The sequence below is a fragment of the Candidatus Aalborgicola defluviihabitans genome (assembly GCF_016705985.1).
In the GTDB taxonomy this organism is placed as follows: domain Bacteria; phylum Pseudomonadota; class Gammaproteobacteria; order Burkholderiales; family Burkholderiaceae_C; genus Allorhodoferax; species Allorhodoferax defluviihabitans.
Map to the genome: position 1 here is coordinate 1 of NZ_JADJKN010000025.1, position 14,616 is coordinate 14,616.

General features: G+C 59.9%; 20 protein-coding genes and 4 pseudogenes. 17 read left to right on the plus strand and 7 right to left on the minus strand.

Annotated elements, in window-relative coordinates; genetic code table 11:
• Positions 1-317 precede the first annotated feature (317 nt).
• The 9 genes and pseudogenes from IPI80_RS21410 (at position 318) to IPI80_RS21450 (ending at position 3,923) form a co-directional block, all read left to right on the plus strand.
• On the plus strand, positions 318-446 hold the full coding sequence (locus tag IPI80_RS21410) for a DUF883 family protein (protein WP_413863588.1): 129 nt from the start codon (positions 318-320) through the stop codon (positions 444-446).
• A gap of 136 nt (positions 447-582) precedes the next feature.
• Complete coding sequence (locus IPI80_RS21415) at positions 583-819, plus strand: hypothetical protein (RefSeq protein WP_413863590.1); 237 nt, start codon at positions 583-585, stop codon at positions 817-819.
• 892 nt (positions 820-1,711) lie between these two features.
• The gene (locus IPI80_RS21420) at positions 1,712-1,879 is read left to right on the plus strand and encodes a hypothetical protein (RefSeq protein ID WP_413863592.1); all 168 of its coding nucleotides are present in this window, start codon (positions 1,712-1,714) and stop codon (positions 1,877-1,879) included.
• Positions 1,869-2,006, plus strand: a complete 138-nt coding sequence (locus IPI80_RS21425; protein ID WP_413863594.1) for a hypothetical protein — start codon at positions 1,869-1,871, stop codon at positions 2,004-2,006. Before IPI80_RS21420 ends, IPI80_RS21425 begins: the two co-directional genes overlap by 11 nt.
• A 171-nt stretch (positions 2,007-2,177) precedes the next feature.
• Positions 2,178-2,402 (plus strand): annotated as a pseudogene (locus IPI80_RS21430) (hypothetical protein); the annotation flags it as partial.
• Positions 2,403-2,444: 42 nt separating this feature from the next.
• Positions 2,445-2,696 (plus strand): hypothetical protein, encoded by a 252-nt coding sequence (locus IPI80_RS21435; protein WP_413863596.1) that lies wholly within the window; start codon positions 2,445-2,447, stop codon positions 2,694-2,696.
• A gap of 29 nt (positions 2,697-2,725) precedes the next feature.
• Positions 2,726-2,869: a hypothetical protein gene (locus IPI80_RS21440; protein ID WP_413863598.1), complete on the plus strand. Its 144-nt coding sequence runs from the start codon at positions 2,726-2,728 to the stop codon at positions 2,867-2,869.
• 330 nt (positions 2,870-3,199) lie between these two features.
• Entirely contained in the window at positions 3,200-3,433 is a 234-nt protein-coding gene (locus IPI80_RS21445; protein WP_413863600.1) for a hypothetical protein, read from the plus strand.
• 145 nt (positions 3,434-3,578) lie between these two features.
• On the plus strand, positions 3,579-3,923 hold the full coding sequence (locus tag IPI80_RS21450) for a hypothetical protein (RefSeq protein ID WP_413863601.1): 345 nt from the start codon (positions 3,579-3,581) through the stop codon (positions 3,921-3,923).
• A 389-nt stretch (positions 3,924-4,312) separates the two neighbouring features.
• Here IPI80_RS21450 and IPI80_RS21455 read toward each other — a convergent pair whose 3' ends face one another.
• The 4 genes and pseudogenes from IPI80_RS21455 to IPI80_RS21470 form a co-directional block, all read right to left on the minus strand.
• Complete coding sequence (locus IPI80_RS21455) at positions 4,313-4,636, minus strand: S26 family signal peptidase (RefSeq protein WP_413863603.1); 324 nt, start codon at positions 4,634-4,636, stop codon at positions 4,313-4,315.
• Positions 4,527-4,978 (minus strand): annotated as a pseudogene (gene lepB, locus IPI80_RS21460) (signal peptidase I). The gene IPI80_RS21455 and the pseudogene lepB overlap by 110 nt, the downstream one beginning before the upstream one ends.
• A gap of 12 nt (positions 4,979-4,990) precedes the next feature.
• Positions 4,991-5,215, minus strand: coding sequence for a hypothetical protein (locus IPI80_RS21465; RefSeq protein WP_413863605.1), 225 nt, complete (start codon positions 5,213-5,215; stop codon positions 4,991-4,993).
• Positions 5,216-5,348: 133 nt separating this feature from the next.
• Positions 5,349-7,446 (minus strand): annotated as a pseudogene (locus tag IPI80_RS21470) (heavy metal translocating P-type ATPase).
• A 242-nt stretch (positions 7,447-7,688) separates the two neighbouring features.
• Between IPI80_RS21470 and IPI80_RS21475 the strand changes: the two are divergent.
• The 5 genes from IPI80_RS21475 to IPI80_RS21495 all read left to right on the plus strand — a co-directional run bounded on the left by IPI80_RS21475 (position 7,689) and on the right by IPI80_RS21495 (position 9,500).
• Positions 7,689-7,886, plus strand: a complete 198-nt coding sequence (locus tag IPI80_RS21475; RefSeq protein ID WP_413857524.1) for a heavy-metal-associated domain-containing protein — start codon at positions 7,689-7,691, stop codon at positions 7,884-7,886.
• Entirely contained in the window at positions 7,870-8,331 is a 462-nt protein-coding gene (gene cueR, locus IPI80_RS21480; RefSeq protein ID WP_413863607.1) for a Cu(I)-responsive transcriptional regulator, read from the plus strand. The genes IPI80_RS21475 and cueR overlap by 17 nt, the downstream gene beginning before the upstream one ends.
• A gap of 34 nt (positions 8,332-8,365) precedes the next feature.
• Positions 8,366-8,677, plus strand: a complete 312-nt coding sequence (locus IPI80_RS21485; protein WP_413863609.1) for a cyclic nucleotide-binding domain-containing protein — start codon at positions 8,366-8,368, stop codon at positions 8,675-8,677.
• Positions 8,593-9,015, plus strand: coding sequence for a Crp/Fnr family transcriptional regulator (locus IPI80_RS21490; RefSeq protein WP_413863611.1), 423 nt, complete (start codon positions 8,593-8,595; stop codon positions 9,013-9,015). The genes IPI80_RS21485 and IPI80_RS21490 overlap by 85 nt, the downstream gene beginning before the upstream one ends.
• 146 nt (positions 9,016-9,161) lie before the next feature.
• Entirely contained in the window at positions 9,162-9,500 is a 339-nt protein-coding gene (locus IPI80_RS21495; protein WP_413863613.1) for a S24 family peptidase, read from the plus strand.
• Positions 9,501-9,841: 341 nt separating this feature from the next.
• On the opposite strand, the gene IPI80_RS21500 is transcribed toward IPI80_RS21495, so the two are convergent.
• Complete coding sequence (locus tag IPI80_RS21500) at positions 9,842-10,243, minus strand: DoxX family protein (protein ID WP_413863615.1); 402 nt, start codon at positions 10,241-10,243, stop codon at positions 9,842-9,844.
• A 494-nt stretch (positions 10,244-10,737) separates the two neighbouring features.
• Here IPI80_RS21500 and IPI80_RS21505 point away from each other — a divergent pair, with 494 nt between their 5' ends.
• Genes IPI80_RS21505 through IPI80_RS21515 form a run of 3 tightly spaced genes read left to right on the plus strand, consistent with a single transcriptional unit; the run spans position 10,738 to position 11,878 of the window.
• Entirely contained in the window at positions 10,738-11,259 is a 522-nt protein-coding gene (locus IPI80_RS21505) for an IS110 family transposase (RefSeq protein WP_413863617.1), read from the plus strand.
• A 38-nt stretch (positions 11,260-11,297) separates the two neighbouring features.
• The gene (locus tag IPI80_RS21510; RefSeq protein WP_413863619.1) at positions 11,298-11,567 is read left to right on the plus strand and encodes a transposase; all 270 of its coding nucleotides are present in this window, start codon (positions 11,298-11,300) and stop codon (positions 11,565-11,567) included.
• Positions 11,558-11,878, plus strand: a complete 321-nt coding sequence (locus IPI80_RS21515) for a hypothetical protein (RefSeq protein WP_413863621.1) — start codon at positions 11,558-11,560, stop codon at positions 11,876-11,878. Before IPI80_RS21510 ends, IPI80_RS21515 begins: the two co-directional genes overlap by 10 nt.
• A gap of 754 nt (positions 11,879-12,632) precedes the next feature.
• Here the strand turns inward: IPI80_RS21515 and IPI80_RS21520 are convergent.
• Positions 12,633-12,830: pseudogene (locus IPI80_RS21520) on the minus strand (transposase); the annotation flags it as partial.
• Between the two features lie 72 nt (positions 12,831-12,902).
• Positions 12,903-13,205: a hypothetical protein gene (locus IPI80_RS21525; protein ID WP_413863623.1), complete on the minus strand. Its 303-nt coding sequence runs from the start codon at positions 13,203-13,205 to the stop codon at positions 12,903-12,905.
• Positions 13,206-14,616: the final 1,411 nt, after the last annotated feature.

Genomic DNA, 14,616 nt, shown 5'->3' on the forward strand with positions numbered 1-14,616 from the left:
CAAACACTAACCGCCGCGAATCGCGCCTAAGGTTATTGCGACTCGGGTCTTGACGCGACCGCATCTTCGGAATCTGCCACCCTTTCACCCCAAACCCATTTATTTGAAAGGTTCGCACAATGTCTGACTCCCCAACCTCCTCCATGGGCTCGCAGGAAAGGCTCGTAAACGATATCCGCCGTGATTGTTGATGCCGAGGACACGCTCCCGGCCACCGCAGACCAGTCGGGAGACAAGATTACCCAGCTGCGCGCCCGCATTGAAGCCTGGCTGAAAAGACGCTCGCGCCTGCTTGGCGTCGGCCGAGGCCATACTCGGTGGAGCGGACGCCGCCGCTGCAGGCCACCGACGACTACGTTCACGATAACCCATGGCAAGCCGTGAGCATTAGTGCTGGCGTGGGCTTTTGGTCGGCCTCATCCTGGGCCGCCGTTAATCCTCGCTGACAGCTCCCGATGGCAACAAACCGCAAGGCAGCTCCAGCCTGGAGTTCCGTCACGGCTAAGGGGCAGCCTCGCTGCTGGCCATCGGACAGACACGCCTGGAGTTCTGGCAACGAGATCGAGGTCGGACGCGTCATGCATGCGCGCGCCCATGCTGGCGTTATCCATGCTGTTTTGTGTGGCGCTGGGCGTGGTGCTTGTCGTCATTGCAATCACCCTGCTGTTCTGGGAGCAACGTCTGATCGTGGTAGCGTTGGCGGGTGGCCTGTTCTGGGCCTTGGCACTGTATTTTTACTTCACCATGCGCAGCACAGCCAGCAAGACCGAACCTCTGTTTGCCACCAGTCTGGCCGAACTGAAGGAAGACCTGCGCTAACTCAAAGCCGCTTCCCGCCATGGACCAGCGCCTGATTGATTTGTAGCGTGCAGCGTGGGCGGCTGCGTGAACGCATAGCCAGCCAACGCGGTCAATTGGCCGATTCACTGCAGCCCCGGCACCGCCTTGCAAAACCTGGGGACCGTGGTCGCGCACTGGCGCATAAAGCCCAGGTCTGGTTAACGGCCCACCCGGCCTGGTCACTGCTGCAGTGGTGACATTGCTCATCTGGCAGCCCCGCGCGGTGTTGCGTACCGCCCGCGGGCATTTTCCTTGTGGAGCAGTTGACCCGCGTGCGGGAGTGGGCCAGCACCGGCTTACGTACACTGTGAAGCGGATACCGGATAACTCATCCATGGGACAGCCCAAACCTTCCACCCAAGAATCTGCTGCGGAGCCGGCATCGCTCCTCCTGCGGCGGCGTTTGATCCGACAAGACGATCTGCACCAAGCGCGGTTGCGCCATGCCCTGGCTGGTTCCATTCGTTTTTAGCCGGCAATAGCCGCGAAAACCGGCATGCGTGCTGAGCGAGAAGACTGGGCAGGGTGCCATTCCCTTGACTGATGAAGCCGCGCAATGGGTTGAAATGGACAACGCAGGACTGACGTGATCGGCAGCGCGATGCCGCGCGCCGCATCGGCGGTTTATCCCTTACCTGATCATCTGGGCACCGCCCGGCTCCATCTTGCTACTGCCCTTCCTGGCCTGGCACCTGGACGCCTGGCGCAAAAATCGCGAGCGCAAGGCCGGCCCCTGACCTGCGGGTATAAACGCCAATCCCGTTCCCAGCGGGGCCGCCTGCAATCCAGTGCGGCCAGAGCATGCGGCGGCGGAATTCCTGTCCGCCTCCCGCACCGTTGGGGCTAATCTTCTACCGGAAAGACCCATCGCATGAAGCTGATCGCTGGTTTGCGTTCTCGTGTCTGTTATCACTGCAGGCATTTGCCGCTGAAGATGTACCCTCTGCGCCTGCCCAGTGGCGTAACACCCACCGCCTACCGACTGGCGCTCACCGTAGACCCCAACCAGGAACGCCACCAGGGGAGAGGTGGGCATTGACGTCACCATCACCCAACCCGGCACGGTTATCCGGCTCAATGCGGCCGAAATCACCGTCACGTCGGCTCGACTGGAGCTGGGCGGCAAGACTTACGTAGCCCGCGCCCGTATCCGCAATTCGACCTGATGGACCTGAATTTGACACCCCTATCCTGCAGGCCAGGGCTTGCTGACGGTGGCGTTCAGCGACGGCTGAAGACAAGGACAGCCAAGGGCCGTTCCGTCAGAAAGAGGGTGGCGACTGGTATGCGTTTACCCAGTTTGAGTCCATCAGTGCGCGCCGGGCCTTCCCGGATTTGACGAGCCGGGCTGGAATGTGCCGTGGACGCTATCTCTGACGATTCCACAGGGCATGACGGCCGTGGCCAGCGCTCCCATGGCGCGAAGTGCCGCTAAGCAACGGCCAAAAGTGGTGGAATTTCAGACCACAAAGCCACTGCCAAGCTATTTGTTGGCGTTTGGCGTAGGGCCATTCGACATTCTGATGGCGGCATGGCCTGAAAGACGCCCGTGCGTTTCATAACGCCACGCGGGTCGTGCTCATGAAGCCAGGTTTGCCGCCAGTATGACGCCCGAAATCCTGGGTCGGCTGGAGGCCTACTTGGCACACCATCCCTATGAAAAACTCGATGATGGCACCGCCCATGACTTTGAGCTTTGGCGCCATGGAAACCCGGTTAGTCACATTCTCTTCCTGCGCCTGTTGGCCAAACAAGGGGAAGAGTCTGCACCATTCAAACGCTACTTTGTCTCCACCCATGCCCATGAACTGGCTCATATGTGGTTTGCGACCTGTGACCATGGCCTGGTGGGATGACCTGTGGCTTAACGAGCCTTGCCTCGTGGATGGCCGACAAGATCACCAGCCAGATGGCCCCTGAGTACCACGAAAGTGGCACACAGGATGCACGGGCCTGGGCCATGCAGACCGACCGACTGCTATCCACTCGCAATTTACCAGCCGGTGACCGGCAGTTTTTCCCAAGGTGACCCGCTGGTGGACAGTTGGCCGCCATCGAGCATGGCAAAGGCCAGGCTACGCTGGCCATGTTCGAAAACTGGTTGGGCGCCGATCGCTTCAGGCCGGTGTGCGCCGCCACGGCGGCACACGCGGGGTAACGCCACCGGCGAAGACTTTGTCGCCGCGCTGGCCCAGGGCGATACGGAACTGGCTGGCGCCTTCAAGACTTTCACCCACCAGCCTGGCGTTCCGCGCGTAACGGTGGCACCGATTGCAGCGCAAAGCCTCTGCTGAAACTATCGCAATCACGCTTTGCCCGCTGGCAGCGAAGCCACCAACAGTCCCCTGTGGAAGTGCCGGTGAAGGTGCGCACACGCCGCTGGCGCAGCACAAGTTTTGCGCTGGCGCAAGACGGGGAACTGCCCCGGCGGACAGCACCTGCCCAGCGTGGGTGCAGGCCAACGCGGGAGGTTCGGGCTATTACCGATCCGTATATGCTTCCGGTGCCATGCACGCTGATGAACACGGCTGATCTGAGCGTGCCCGAGTTGCTGGCCAACCTGACGATGCCAAGCCCTGACCGAGTCCGGTGACTTGCGGGCGTCGCCGAAGCCCCGTCGATGGCCACCCGTTTTGCCGGCCATCCTTCACGGGAAGTTTACAACCACCGCCTTGGGATTGATTTGCCCATGTCGAGCCGCTACTGGAACCCAAACAACGCTCGGCTTACGCGGCCCCGTGGCAGCAAGCTCTGGTGAACGGGCACGCAGTTTGGGTCTGCTGACCGACCGACAGACTCGGCCGATGACCGGCTGTTGCGAGCAACTGGGTGGGCCGTTGGCCGAACTGGGCCAAGATGCCGGTCTGCAAACCCAAGCCACCAAACTGGCAAAGGCTTGGCCCAAAGACCGCAAAAGCCTGCCCGTCAACAGCCGCGCCATGGTGCTGCACGTGGCGGCGCTGTCGGGTGACAAAGCCTATTTTGATGCCCTGTTGGCTGCCGTACACGATAACCCTGACCGGCGCGAACGCGCCGATATTTATGCTGCACTGGGCGGCTTTCGCAAACCTTCACTGTCCTAAGCCGCACGGGAACTGTGGTTATCGCCACAGCATGACATCCGCGAGGTCATGACCGCCGTACGCGGCGGCCGTGGCCGTGCGGCGGTTGGGCCAGAGCCTTTGTTCCAGTTCATGGAGAAGCATTTCACAGAGTTGCCGCCAAGCCGCCCAACGAGATGGTGGCGCGCTTCCGCAGATGTTTACCGGCAGCTGCTCGCGTGATCAGGCCCAGCGGATGGTCAACCTGTTCACCCCCGCACCTGGCTGCTGTGGACGGCATGGCAAAGTCCCTGGAGCAATCAGGGGGAAACAGTGCGCCTGTGCGCAAGTTACCGGGAGGTGCAACGGCCAGCCTGCAAGGCTTCCTCGCCACTGCAAGCCACGCGGTAACCACTGGGCGCGCTGCACGGTTACTGGATACGCTGCGCAGTGCGCTCCATCCGGGGTTGCCAGTCTTCCTTGATGGCTGCCGACACCACAATGTGATGGGCCCGACCGATCAACAGGTGGCGAGGCACCAGGCCGATGTAGCGTGAGTCAGCACCTGTTGTCACGGTTGTCACCCAAAAGAAATACTGGTCGTGCGGAACCACCACGGGGCCCCAATTGCGCCGGGCCATTACGTCAGGTAAAAACTGCACCGTACGCGTGCTGCCAGCGAGGTGCCCGTGGCCTGCAAGGCCCGGTGGATGCGCCGTTGTCCAGTGGCTCTTGATGGCTATGAACGCTGTCATACGATGCCCGCTCGCCATTGACGGTGAGCAGGCCATCGTGCAGTTCCACCACGTCACCTGGCACAGCCACCATCCGTTTGATCAGGCGGGTACCGTCCGTGGGGAGTTGAATGTCACTACGTCGCCGCGCTGCGGTGTTCCGGTGGAAAATAGCACCGTGTCGGTCAGCGGCAACTCTGAAGTCATAGGCCAGCCGGTTACCATCACCACGTCGCCCTCCAGCAATGTGGGGCGCATGGAGCCAGAGGGAATGGGGTTCCAGTCGGCAATGGCCAGGCGGAAAAAGCCAAAGCAGACCAGAAAGGCGATGAAACCCCGGTTGATCCTGAAGAAGGCTTTCACCGCAAGATCCAATCAAGCACGGCGGCTGACAACAACCACACGCTCCAGCTGCACAGCAGGCAGTACCGGGGCGGTCTTGGCCATGCGTGTTGCGGTGGTGGTCAGATCGGCCGGCTGGGTATTGTGGGCCATGCGGTCAAAGCCGGCCAACATGCTGCCATTGAGGACCAGGGTCATGGCAACGGCGAAGGCAAATCCGGCAAAACTGAAACGGGGGCTGGTGGCAAAGTTCGACATGGTGGGCTCCGGTTACTGGGTCAAGCTGACCCGATGAGCGAACTGTAGGCATCCGTCCCCTGCGTTACCAGTGGTTTGCGACAGTGTGCAACTGGGTGCGAAGAACCGCGTCTTTTGCGGATTGACGGTGGCTTTACCGCCCCGGTCGCCAGCGTTTGAGCAACAAAGCGTTGGTCACGACGCTCACCGAGCTCATCGCCATGGCGGCTCCCGCCACCACCGGACTGAGGTAGCCCAGCGCCGCCAGGGGAATACCGGCCACGTTGTAGAAGAACGCCCAAAACAGGTTCTGCCGGATTTTGGCCACGGTGCGATCCGATATATCCAACGCCGCAGCCACCAAACTCAGGTCCCCCCGCATGAGTGTGATGCCGGCTGCGTGCATGGCCACATCCGTGCCGTTGCCCATAGCCAGGCTCCACATCGGCCGCCGCCAGCGCGGGTGCGTCGTTGACGCCGTCACCCACCATGGCAACGGTGTGGCCGCCGTCTTGAGTCCGGCCACCAGTGATGCCTTGTCGCCCGGCAGCACCTCTGCCATCACCTCGCCTTCTTCAGGCCGTAACCCCAAGCGACGGGCCATGGCCTCGGCCGCGCCCCGGTTATCGCCGGAAATCATCACGGTCCGGATACCGCGTGCGCGCAGCGCTTCGAGGGCCTCACGGGCACCGGGCTTGTTCATCACCAAAGGCCATGATGGCCTTCAACGTCAAGCCTTCTGTGGTGCGTTCAGCGACGGCCGACACGGTGAACCCTGCGCCTGAAGCTCCTGCGCACGGGTGGCAAGCATCCCCATGCGCACACCCAGTTCCTCCATCCAGCGCAAGCTTCCGATCAAGTAGCTTCTGGCGCCCACCTCTCCCTCACTGCCGCGGCCCGGCACGGCGCGCACGGCATCGGGTGCAATAACCGCCACACCACGTTCCTTGGCAGCGGCCAAGCGCAGCGCGCGCCAACGGGTGTTCGCTGCCGCTTTGCAGGCTGGCCACAGCCTGCATGACCGAAGTCTCATCGATACCTTCCGCACACGCCAAGGTGGTTAGGCGCGGCTGGCCCACCGTCAGCGTGCCGGTCTTGTCAAAGGCCACCACATCAACCTTATGCGCCAGTTCCAGCGCTTGGGCATCTTTGATGAGGATGCCATGCTGGGCTGCCACGCCAGTGCCCGCCATGATGGCCGCCGGTGTGGCCAGCCCCAGTGCACACGGGCAGGCAATCACCAGCACCGCTACCGCATGAATGACCGCCGTCTCAAACGGGTGCCCACTCAGCCACCAGCCCAGCAGCGTGAGCAAAGCCAGCACCAGCACCACGGGTACGAACACTGCGCTGACCTTGTCTACCAGACGCTGGATGGGCGCCTTGGCGGCCTGAGCGTCTTCTACCAGACGGATGATGCGCGACAGCACAGTGTCCACGCCCACCGCTGTGACTTGCAGCACCACACGGCCATCGCCATTGATCGAGCCACCGGTGAGTCCATCACCTGCGTCTTTGCGCACCGGCAGCGGTTCGCCGGTGAGCATGGACTCGTCCACCTGGGTTGTGCCTTCCTGCAAGAGGCCATCCACCGGGAAGCGTTCGCCGGGCTTGACGACCAGCCGGTCGCCAACCATGACTTCTGCGATGGGCATATCCACCTCGCCATTACGGCCCAGCACATGGGCTATATCCGGCGCAGACCATGCAGCGCGCGGATGGCGGCCGTGGTCTGGCGTTTGGCGCGCGCCTCCAGCCACTTGCCCAGCAGCACCAGGGTGATGACCACGGCGGAGCCTTCAAAGTACAGGTGCACCATGGCACCATCGCCGGCCTGTAGCCACAACCACACCGACAGAGCCCAGCCCGCAGTCGCCAATGGCCACCAACAGGTCCATGTTGCCGCTGCGCGCCAGCACGGCGTGCCAGCCGGCCTTTGTAGAAGCGCGCACCCAGTATGAATTGCACCGGCGTGGCCAGCGCAACTGCACCCAGGCTGGCAACATCCAATGCTGGCCAAACCAGTCACCCACCATGGGCAAAGCCAGCGGAAACGACAACAGCGCACCCAGTGCCACCGGGCCAAATCCGGCCCACGGTGATACCGATTCCAGCGCATCCACCTCGGCCGGACTGCGCGGCTCGTAGCCAGCGTCGCGCACGGCGCGTTTGAGGCGCACCGGCATCTGCGCATCGCCCGCAAAAACAATACGGGCGGATTCTGTAGCCAGGTTGACGGATGCGTCCTGCACGCCGGGGACTTTTTTTCAGGCGCGCTCAACGCGGCCAACACAGGATGCGCAGGTCATGCCGCCAATGCCGATGTCCAGCGTAGCGCCGGCGGTGGAGGGAGTAGGGTTTGTTTCCATGGTGTGTAGCCTAAACCCTCCCGCCATAGGAAGGTCAAGTGCGGAAGGACAAGTGCTTGACTCTCCCACCGTGGTAAGGTTCAAACTGTGGCTCTTTTGATCCAACAACCCCACAAGGAACCCCCATGAACCAAACCTTTACCGTAACCGGTATGACCTGTGGTCATTGCGAAAAGGCCGTGACCCAGGCGCTGCAGCAAGTGGATCCACAGGCCCAGGTGGTGATCGACCGCAGCCAAAACAGCGTGCAAGTGCAATCCAACCAGCCACGCCAGGCGCTGGCAGCAGCGATTGCCGAAGAAGGCTATGCCGTTGCCGACTGAGTCCAACGGGCAGAACGGAAACGCCGGCCCCATTGCCATTGGCGAGGCGGCGCGCCAGTCTGGCGTTTCGGCAAAAATGCTGCGCCATTACGAATCGTTGGGCCTCTTGGGGCAGGTCAACCGCACCGACAGCGGCTACCGCCAATACACGCCCGGCGATGTGCACACTCTGCGCTTTATCAAGCGTGGCCGTGACTTGGGCTTTTCCATGGCCGAGATTTCCGAGCTGGTGGGCTTGTGGCACAACCGCAGCCGTGCCAGCGCCAGCGTGAAGCGCATCGCCCAAAAACACATGGATGAGCTGAACACCCGCATGGCTGCCATGCAGGCCATGCAGCGCTCCCTGCAAGACCTGCTGCAGAACTGCCATGGTGACGCCCGCCCTGACTGCCCTATCCTGGATGATTTGGCCGGCAAAGGCAGCACCGGGGCCAGCTGTCATTGAAGGCCCATAACCCGCCCGCCGCTACACTGCGCCGATGATCGACCCTTGCACCCTGTACCCGGCACTTGCCAGCGTGGAGCCGTCGCTGCACTCACAGGGCACGTCGATCGGGCCCATGACCGTGCCCGCTGGTACCGTGCTGTTCAGCGCACAGGCCGCTTGCAGGGGTTTCCCGCTGGTATTGGAAGGCGAAGTCAAGGTCAGCCGCCACTCCAGCGACGGACGCTCACTGGAGTTGTACCGCGTCGTGCCGGGTGAACTGTGCTGGCCTCCAGCGCCAGCCTTTTTCGCAGCCTGCCGCTGTCGGCCACCGGCACAGCCACCAAGCCGACCACGCTACTGCTGATTCCACCGGTGCTGTTTAACCAATGGCTGGAGACACCCCCCTTTCGCGATGCCGTGTTGGGCCTGTTTGCCGAGCGCATGGCAGACCTGACCGGACTGATCGACGCCGTGGCCTTCCAGCGCCTGGACCAACGCCTGGCCGCTGCCCTGCTGGGCCGGGGGCCCGACCTGGCGCTCACCCACCAGGAACTGGCCGACGAGCTGGGCACGGTGCGGGAAATGGTGTCGCGCCTGCTGCGTCGTTTCGAACGTGAAGGCTGGGTAGAGCTGGCACGCGAACGCATTCACATCCGCGATAGCGCCGCGTTGCGCACTGTGGCCGCAGCATTGCCAAACTAAGAATTGGTACGGTCGATTTACTATGTTTTTCTTAGCTACTTAGGCATATTTCACGAGGGCTAGAGGCCAATTTTGCTCGAATTTCCCAAACGGAAGGCCGCCTTATTCATCGCCTTGGGGCAGCCCAGCAGCCAATCGGCAACGCCATGCAAACCCACGATTTGGCGGTACCAGAGTGCGGGGGCGCGGAGTCCTTTGCGCTGATGGTGATGGTGATGGGCCACAGCATGGCACCCGAGTTTCTGGAAGGCGAAATCCTCATCATTGAGCCCGAAGGCTTGGCCAAAGACGGCGCTTACGTGCTGGCGTGGCACAACGAAGAATGGACATTCCGCCAGCTTGTGCGAACCAAAGCAGGTTGGGTACTGCACCCGCTGAGCCCGGCATTTGCCGATGCGCCCCTGGCTGACCTGTCGGCCGTGCGCGGCGTCATCATCCTGAAAGCGCTACCCGGGCGGCGCCGAGCGTCCAAGTTTTACGTCTGACTATCTGATTTTCAACACCGAAAGGTGATAAGCAAGACAGCCTTTTGCAAGAAAGTTGTGAGTAGAACTTGCCTCTAGCCCTCGTGGAATATACGTAAGCAGCTCATTTATTTGTAGTGCAGCCTTTGTATTCTCGGTCGTTACTATCGGGGAATCCGAATCACTTGTGATGTGGGTGACGGGCGGTAGTGCTGCGATTGCAATAGTAGCCCAGAAGGAACAGCTGCCGTTCGATTGTCAGCAATAGGTTCCGGTTTAGCGCACAAGCTCAGCGGCGCGGCGCTGTTGGCGCGTCTGCTGGAGCGCCTTGTTGGGCCTAAACCTCTCCACGGAACCACGCATCAAGGAAAAAGAAGGGCTCGTGCTTGATTGTTCCGCATAAGCAGACCGGCCCAAAGGAATATACCGATGTAGCCTCCGAACAGGATATGGCTAAAGAGCGGGTTTCCTGCCCGAAGCTGAATCGCGATTGCCCCACCCAGATAACCAGTCAATAACAACGCACCCACCAATGCTGTTTTTGGTATGGCGTAGAGTACAGTGCAACCCAAAAGCAAGATGCCAAGACCACGAGCTAACGTGGTTGTGCTGTTGAAGCCCAAAGCCTGCATCGTGTCTATGACGGGTTGGATAGGCACCAGTTTCATTACTGCATCGAGTAGCAAGAAGGCGATAGCCAGCCCACTTAGAACGCGCCCCAGCCAGATGACGGGTGAAGTGTTTGTTATTACGTCGACGGACATGTTTCGCTCCTGTGTGTAAGAGATACAGTATTTGAGGCCCAACGTGTGAGCTGAGCGGCGCGCGCGCCGTCGCATGAGCTTGGCACTTTATCCTTCACGCGTCCGCTCCAGCGATTTGTTAGGTCGCATCCTGTTCGCCTGTGCAAGAAGTCCCCGGCCCAATTGGTGTTTCGGGGGCCAGCCGCGCACGCGCCGGGAGAAGTCCGGAAAGCCGCAAAAGAAAGCGGCAAAGCGGCGGCGGGCCGCCGGCCCAGGGACGCCGCGGCCGCCGTGAGGGCGGGTCGCGCGCCGCCAGGGGCGGAGCCACGGTGGCGGCGTGCCGGCCGGGGGCTCACGGCGGCTGGGCGGCGTCAACAGGTCGCGCCCGGGACACGGCCGGCGCGGCTCGCGCAGGTCCGGGGAAGGGGAGGCTCCCGTCTTTGCGCAACAGTGGCGCTCTGGTCGTCATGGGCATGGGGGATGCAGGTCTTTCAACGCTAAAGAGTCCACCATGAATGCTACCTATCGTTGCCGTCGATCTTGCAAAGTCCGTCTTTCAACTTGCTGTGGCTGATGAACACTGGAAGATTATCGAAACCCAGCGCCTGACACGCACCCAGTTCGAGCGCTGGTTTCTCAACCGGGAAGTAAACCTGGTCATCATGGAAGCCTGCGGTTCGGCCCACCACTGGGCGCGCTGGCTCAATAGCCTGGGCAATGAGGTTCGGCTGTTGCCAGCCCAGTACATCCGCGCCTACGTCAAGCGCAACAAGACCGACGCGGTCGATGCTGCCGCACTTCTGGAAGCGGCGCGCGCGTCTGACATGCGTCCCGTGCGGGTGAAGTCTGTCGAACAACAAGCTCTGCAAGGTATGCACCGCATACGTTCACTATGGATGGGTACCCGCACTTCCCGCATTAATGCCTTGCGCGGCTTCTGCCGTGAGTTTGGCATTGCCATCCCTGTGGGTGCACGCACCGGCGTGGAAGCAATCAGCCGATACTGGCCGATCCCAATACGGCAGTGCCGGACTTGATCCGCGGCACAGCCAAACTGCTGTAGAAGAAATTCGACTTGCTCGAAGCCCGCATTGCGCAGCTGGAGCGTGAACTGGCTGCCATTGCCAAGTTCAGTCCAGCTTGCACCACACTGTTGTCAATTCCCGGCATTGGCTTGCTGACCGCCACGGCGCTGGTGGCAGCGACTTCTGGCGATGTGAGCACTTCGCGATGCGCGGCATTTTTCCAGCTGGTTTGGTCTGACGCCCATGAGTCAGCTCGGGCAGTAGCCGCCATCTGGGGGCGTATCTCCAAGAAGGGGATCGCTACTTGCGCATGTTGCTGACCCACGGGGCCAGGAGCGTGCTGCGTGCGTCCAAGGTGGCGCAGGACGCCGGGCGCGAGGTGTGTGGCGTTCGGCGCTGGGCATTGGATGTGCAAAGTCGAAGCAACCACAATAAGGCGGCTTGTGCACTGGGCAACAAGCTGGCACGGATTTGTTATGCCACGCTGCGGGACAAGGAGCCGTTTGGAGAGTGCCAGGCTGAACAAGAAGACTCACAGGAGAGCTTTGTGATGCCAGCGTGGACCGAAAAGATCCAAACAGCCGTCACCAAGAAGAAACGGAACACCCATCACGCGTTGCGACGAGATTGATCGACCATCATGGCCAACCGGGTTCACCCCACACCGATAGACGCCGATAACCTTCCGGCATTGTGCCTGCCGTTTGTAACGATTGGCGCATCGGTGACGCAGATTCCATGTCGGCACGGACCATTACCAGAGTCCACACCAGATGCCGGATATACGACTGCAGGCGCTTCCTCAAAGCCAAACTATCGATTAGTTTCTTGAACTTGTGGGGAGTCCATATAGATTTGTTAGGTCGCATCCCTTTTTTGCCTGCGCAAAAGAAGCCCCTCCTCTTCGGCCCCAACTGGTGATTTTCATGAAGAGTGGCCAGACGCGAACGAACTGGTCAGAAGAGTTTCAAGTCTCGGATATAAGCCGCAAACGAAAGCCCGGGCAAAGAACGCGCTTAGCTCGCCCGGCGGCCCAGATGAACGCGGCGATGCCATCGCCGTAGAGGGCAGTTAGGAAGCGGTCTTCGCCAAGATGATCGGCAGTACCACCAAACGGTTGGCGGCGCTGTCCGCAATCGGATGGATGTTTCTAACTGGCGAGCTTGGAATGGCGTCAATTTCACTTCATGCGATAACCTTCAGTAAGACCTAACGAGGCTGTAAAACCTGATTTACCGCGCGCCATTTGGCTGCACTACAGGCTTCGCGGATCAGTTTTCATGAATTTTGTGTCCATCTACAAAGTGTGCCGCATTTTGGATCCGTTTCCACGCCTATTGACGGTTCTAGGGCCTCATTTCAACTCTATTGCGTTCTGTGCTGCCCTATGCCCGTCTTTGACAGCTTGTAAATGTTGTGACCTTGCAGTACAGGTTCCACCGCGTGTTGACCTTGGTGCGTTCTCGGTGGTTCAGCGTCCGGCGCTTGTTGTGCCGGATGTTGGCAAACACCGGCTCCACGGTGCCAAAGAGATGGCTGTATAGCTGGCGTCCCTTGGGCGAATCGATGGATTGGCGCATGCGCTCGCTTGGGTTTGCGGTGTCTTCGGACGGGGCACAAAGCGGGGGACCTGACGACCACGTCCGTAGTTCAGCTTATTCATCAGTTTTGAGGTATTGCCCACTCAGCGCACAGGCATTGTAGTCGATCTCTTTGGCGGTGGTCGTTTGGAAGTGCAAACCTCTTGATGAGAGGTAGATCTTGCCAGCACTAGTCATCAATTGAACCGCAGGACACGTCGCGGTGTTGTTGATGTTAAGCTGAAGTCCTTGGGGCCAAAGCGTCGGATTTCGGTTTGCCCCGGTGGCCTTCTCAGACAGCGGGTCGGGCTTGCCTTTGTATTTGTCCTGCTCCGCAAAGCGCTCATCGCGGTATCGCATTTGGTTGTCGGCAACCACGGACGGAACGCCTTGTCTCCATCAGCTTTGCGATGTTGGCATCGCTGTGGTAACCGGCATCTTGGCGACCATGTATGCCTGGTGTGCGATAGGACTAGCCTGCTCAATCATGGGTAGCAGCATGGCTTGTTCTCGGAACCCTTGAACCAATGACGTCCGCTGGAAGTGATAATTCGGTTTGCGCCGTCCACCACGGCCTGTGTCGCGTAGCCTTGCATGACACCTTTGCTGGCGGCCATCTGGCACTCTGAGGGTCTGTGACATTGGATTTGAGTTCTTTGCCTCGCTACCCATGCGTTTGGGCGGTGCTCGGTGGAATTCCGGAAAAAGGTTTCTATAGTGGGCGTCCATCTGGGTTTGGCGTTTGGGCCTAGTGTGCACCTGCGTCTGATCCAGGCCCCTGTTTGTCTTGGGCCTGGTAGTGGGTTGGTATTTATCGCATGCCTTTCCAACTGGATCGGCGTGCGGGTGGCGCACTTTCTGGGGTACCGCTGCGGCTTCTTTGCTGGCGTTGCTGGCAACTTGACGCCATCGATGGCGTAACATCTCGCAGTCCGATCAGGCCTTGGGTATCGTATTATCATTACTTGCAGCTGAACAGGGGTTTGATTTGGTCGTCGCAAACTGCAGACAACTTATGATGTGGTTATATTAAAATACTTGTCGCCGTTGATGGCGATGAATAGGACGTTACGCAGGCAGGCTTGTTCGATGGACCGGCTGGGGATCAAACCTTGGTCAGAATAGTAAAACGATCTTGAGCATGACGCGGGGTCACAGGCACTGGCTCCGATTCAACCGCCCTTAAACTTGGCATCCATCGCCTTGAGATCGAGTTCGCTGTTCACGAGGTAGTCCAGTGCGAAGGCGAAACTGCTGGGGACGACTTGTTCAGACTATATGACTGGCAACAGCATGCTGTTGCGGTCTTGGGGTTTGTAGCGTTTCGTGTTTGCGCAGCATGTTGGGGATGTAAACACAACGTTTTAGGCCACGGCAGATGGGGAAAAAATGCCAGTGGGAGAGGTTTTTTACAGCCTCAACGTAGAAAGAATCGGAGCTGCGCGGCTTTGTTTTCGCAGCGTCCAGCGCACCAGAAGGGGAGCGAGGTTGAGCGCCATGTTATGCCTTTCCTATATTTTGAGTAACCATAGAATGCCAACGCGAGTGACATTTCTGGCACAGAAAAGAGGTAGGCCATGAGCTTGACTCTGCACTAAACAATGCCTCAGGTGCCCAATGGTGATTCGGAGAATCTTCTTCGCCACAAACTCCTGGCAAACAGGAAGCTGCCAATTTATTTCTGGAAGGCTGAGCTCAATACCAATTTCTGTTGACTTAGGTGCCGACGAAGTGTTGTTCTGTGATTGCAGTGGCCGGTAGGAAAATATACACGTTGTGACTGCCTGAG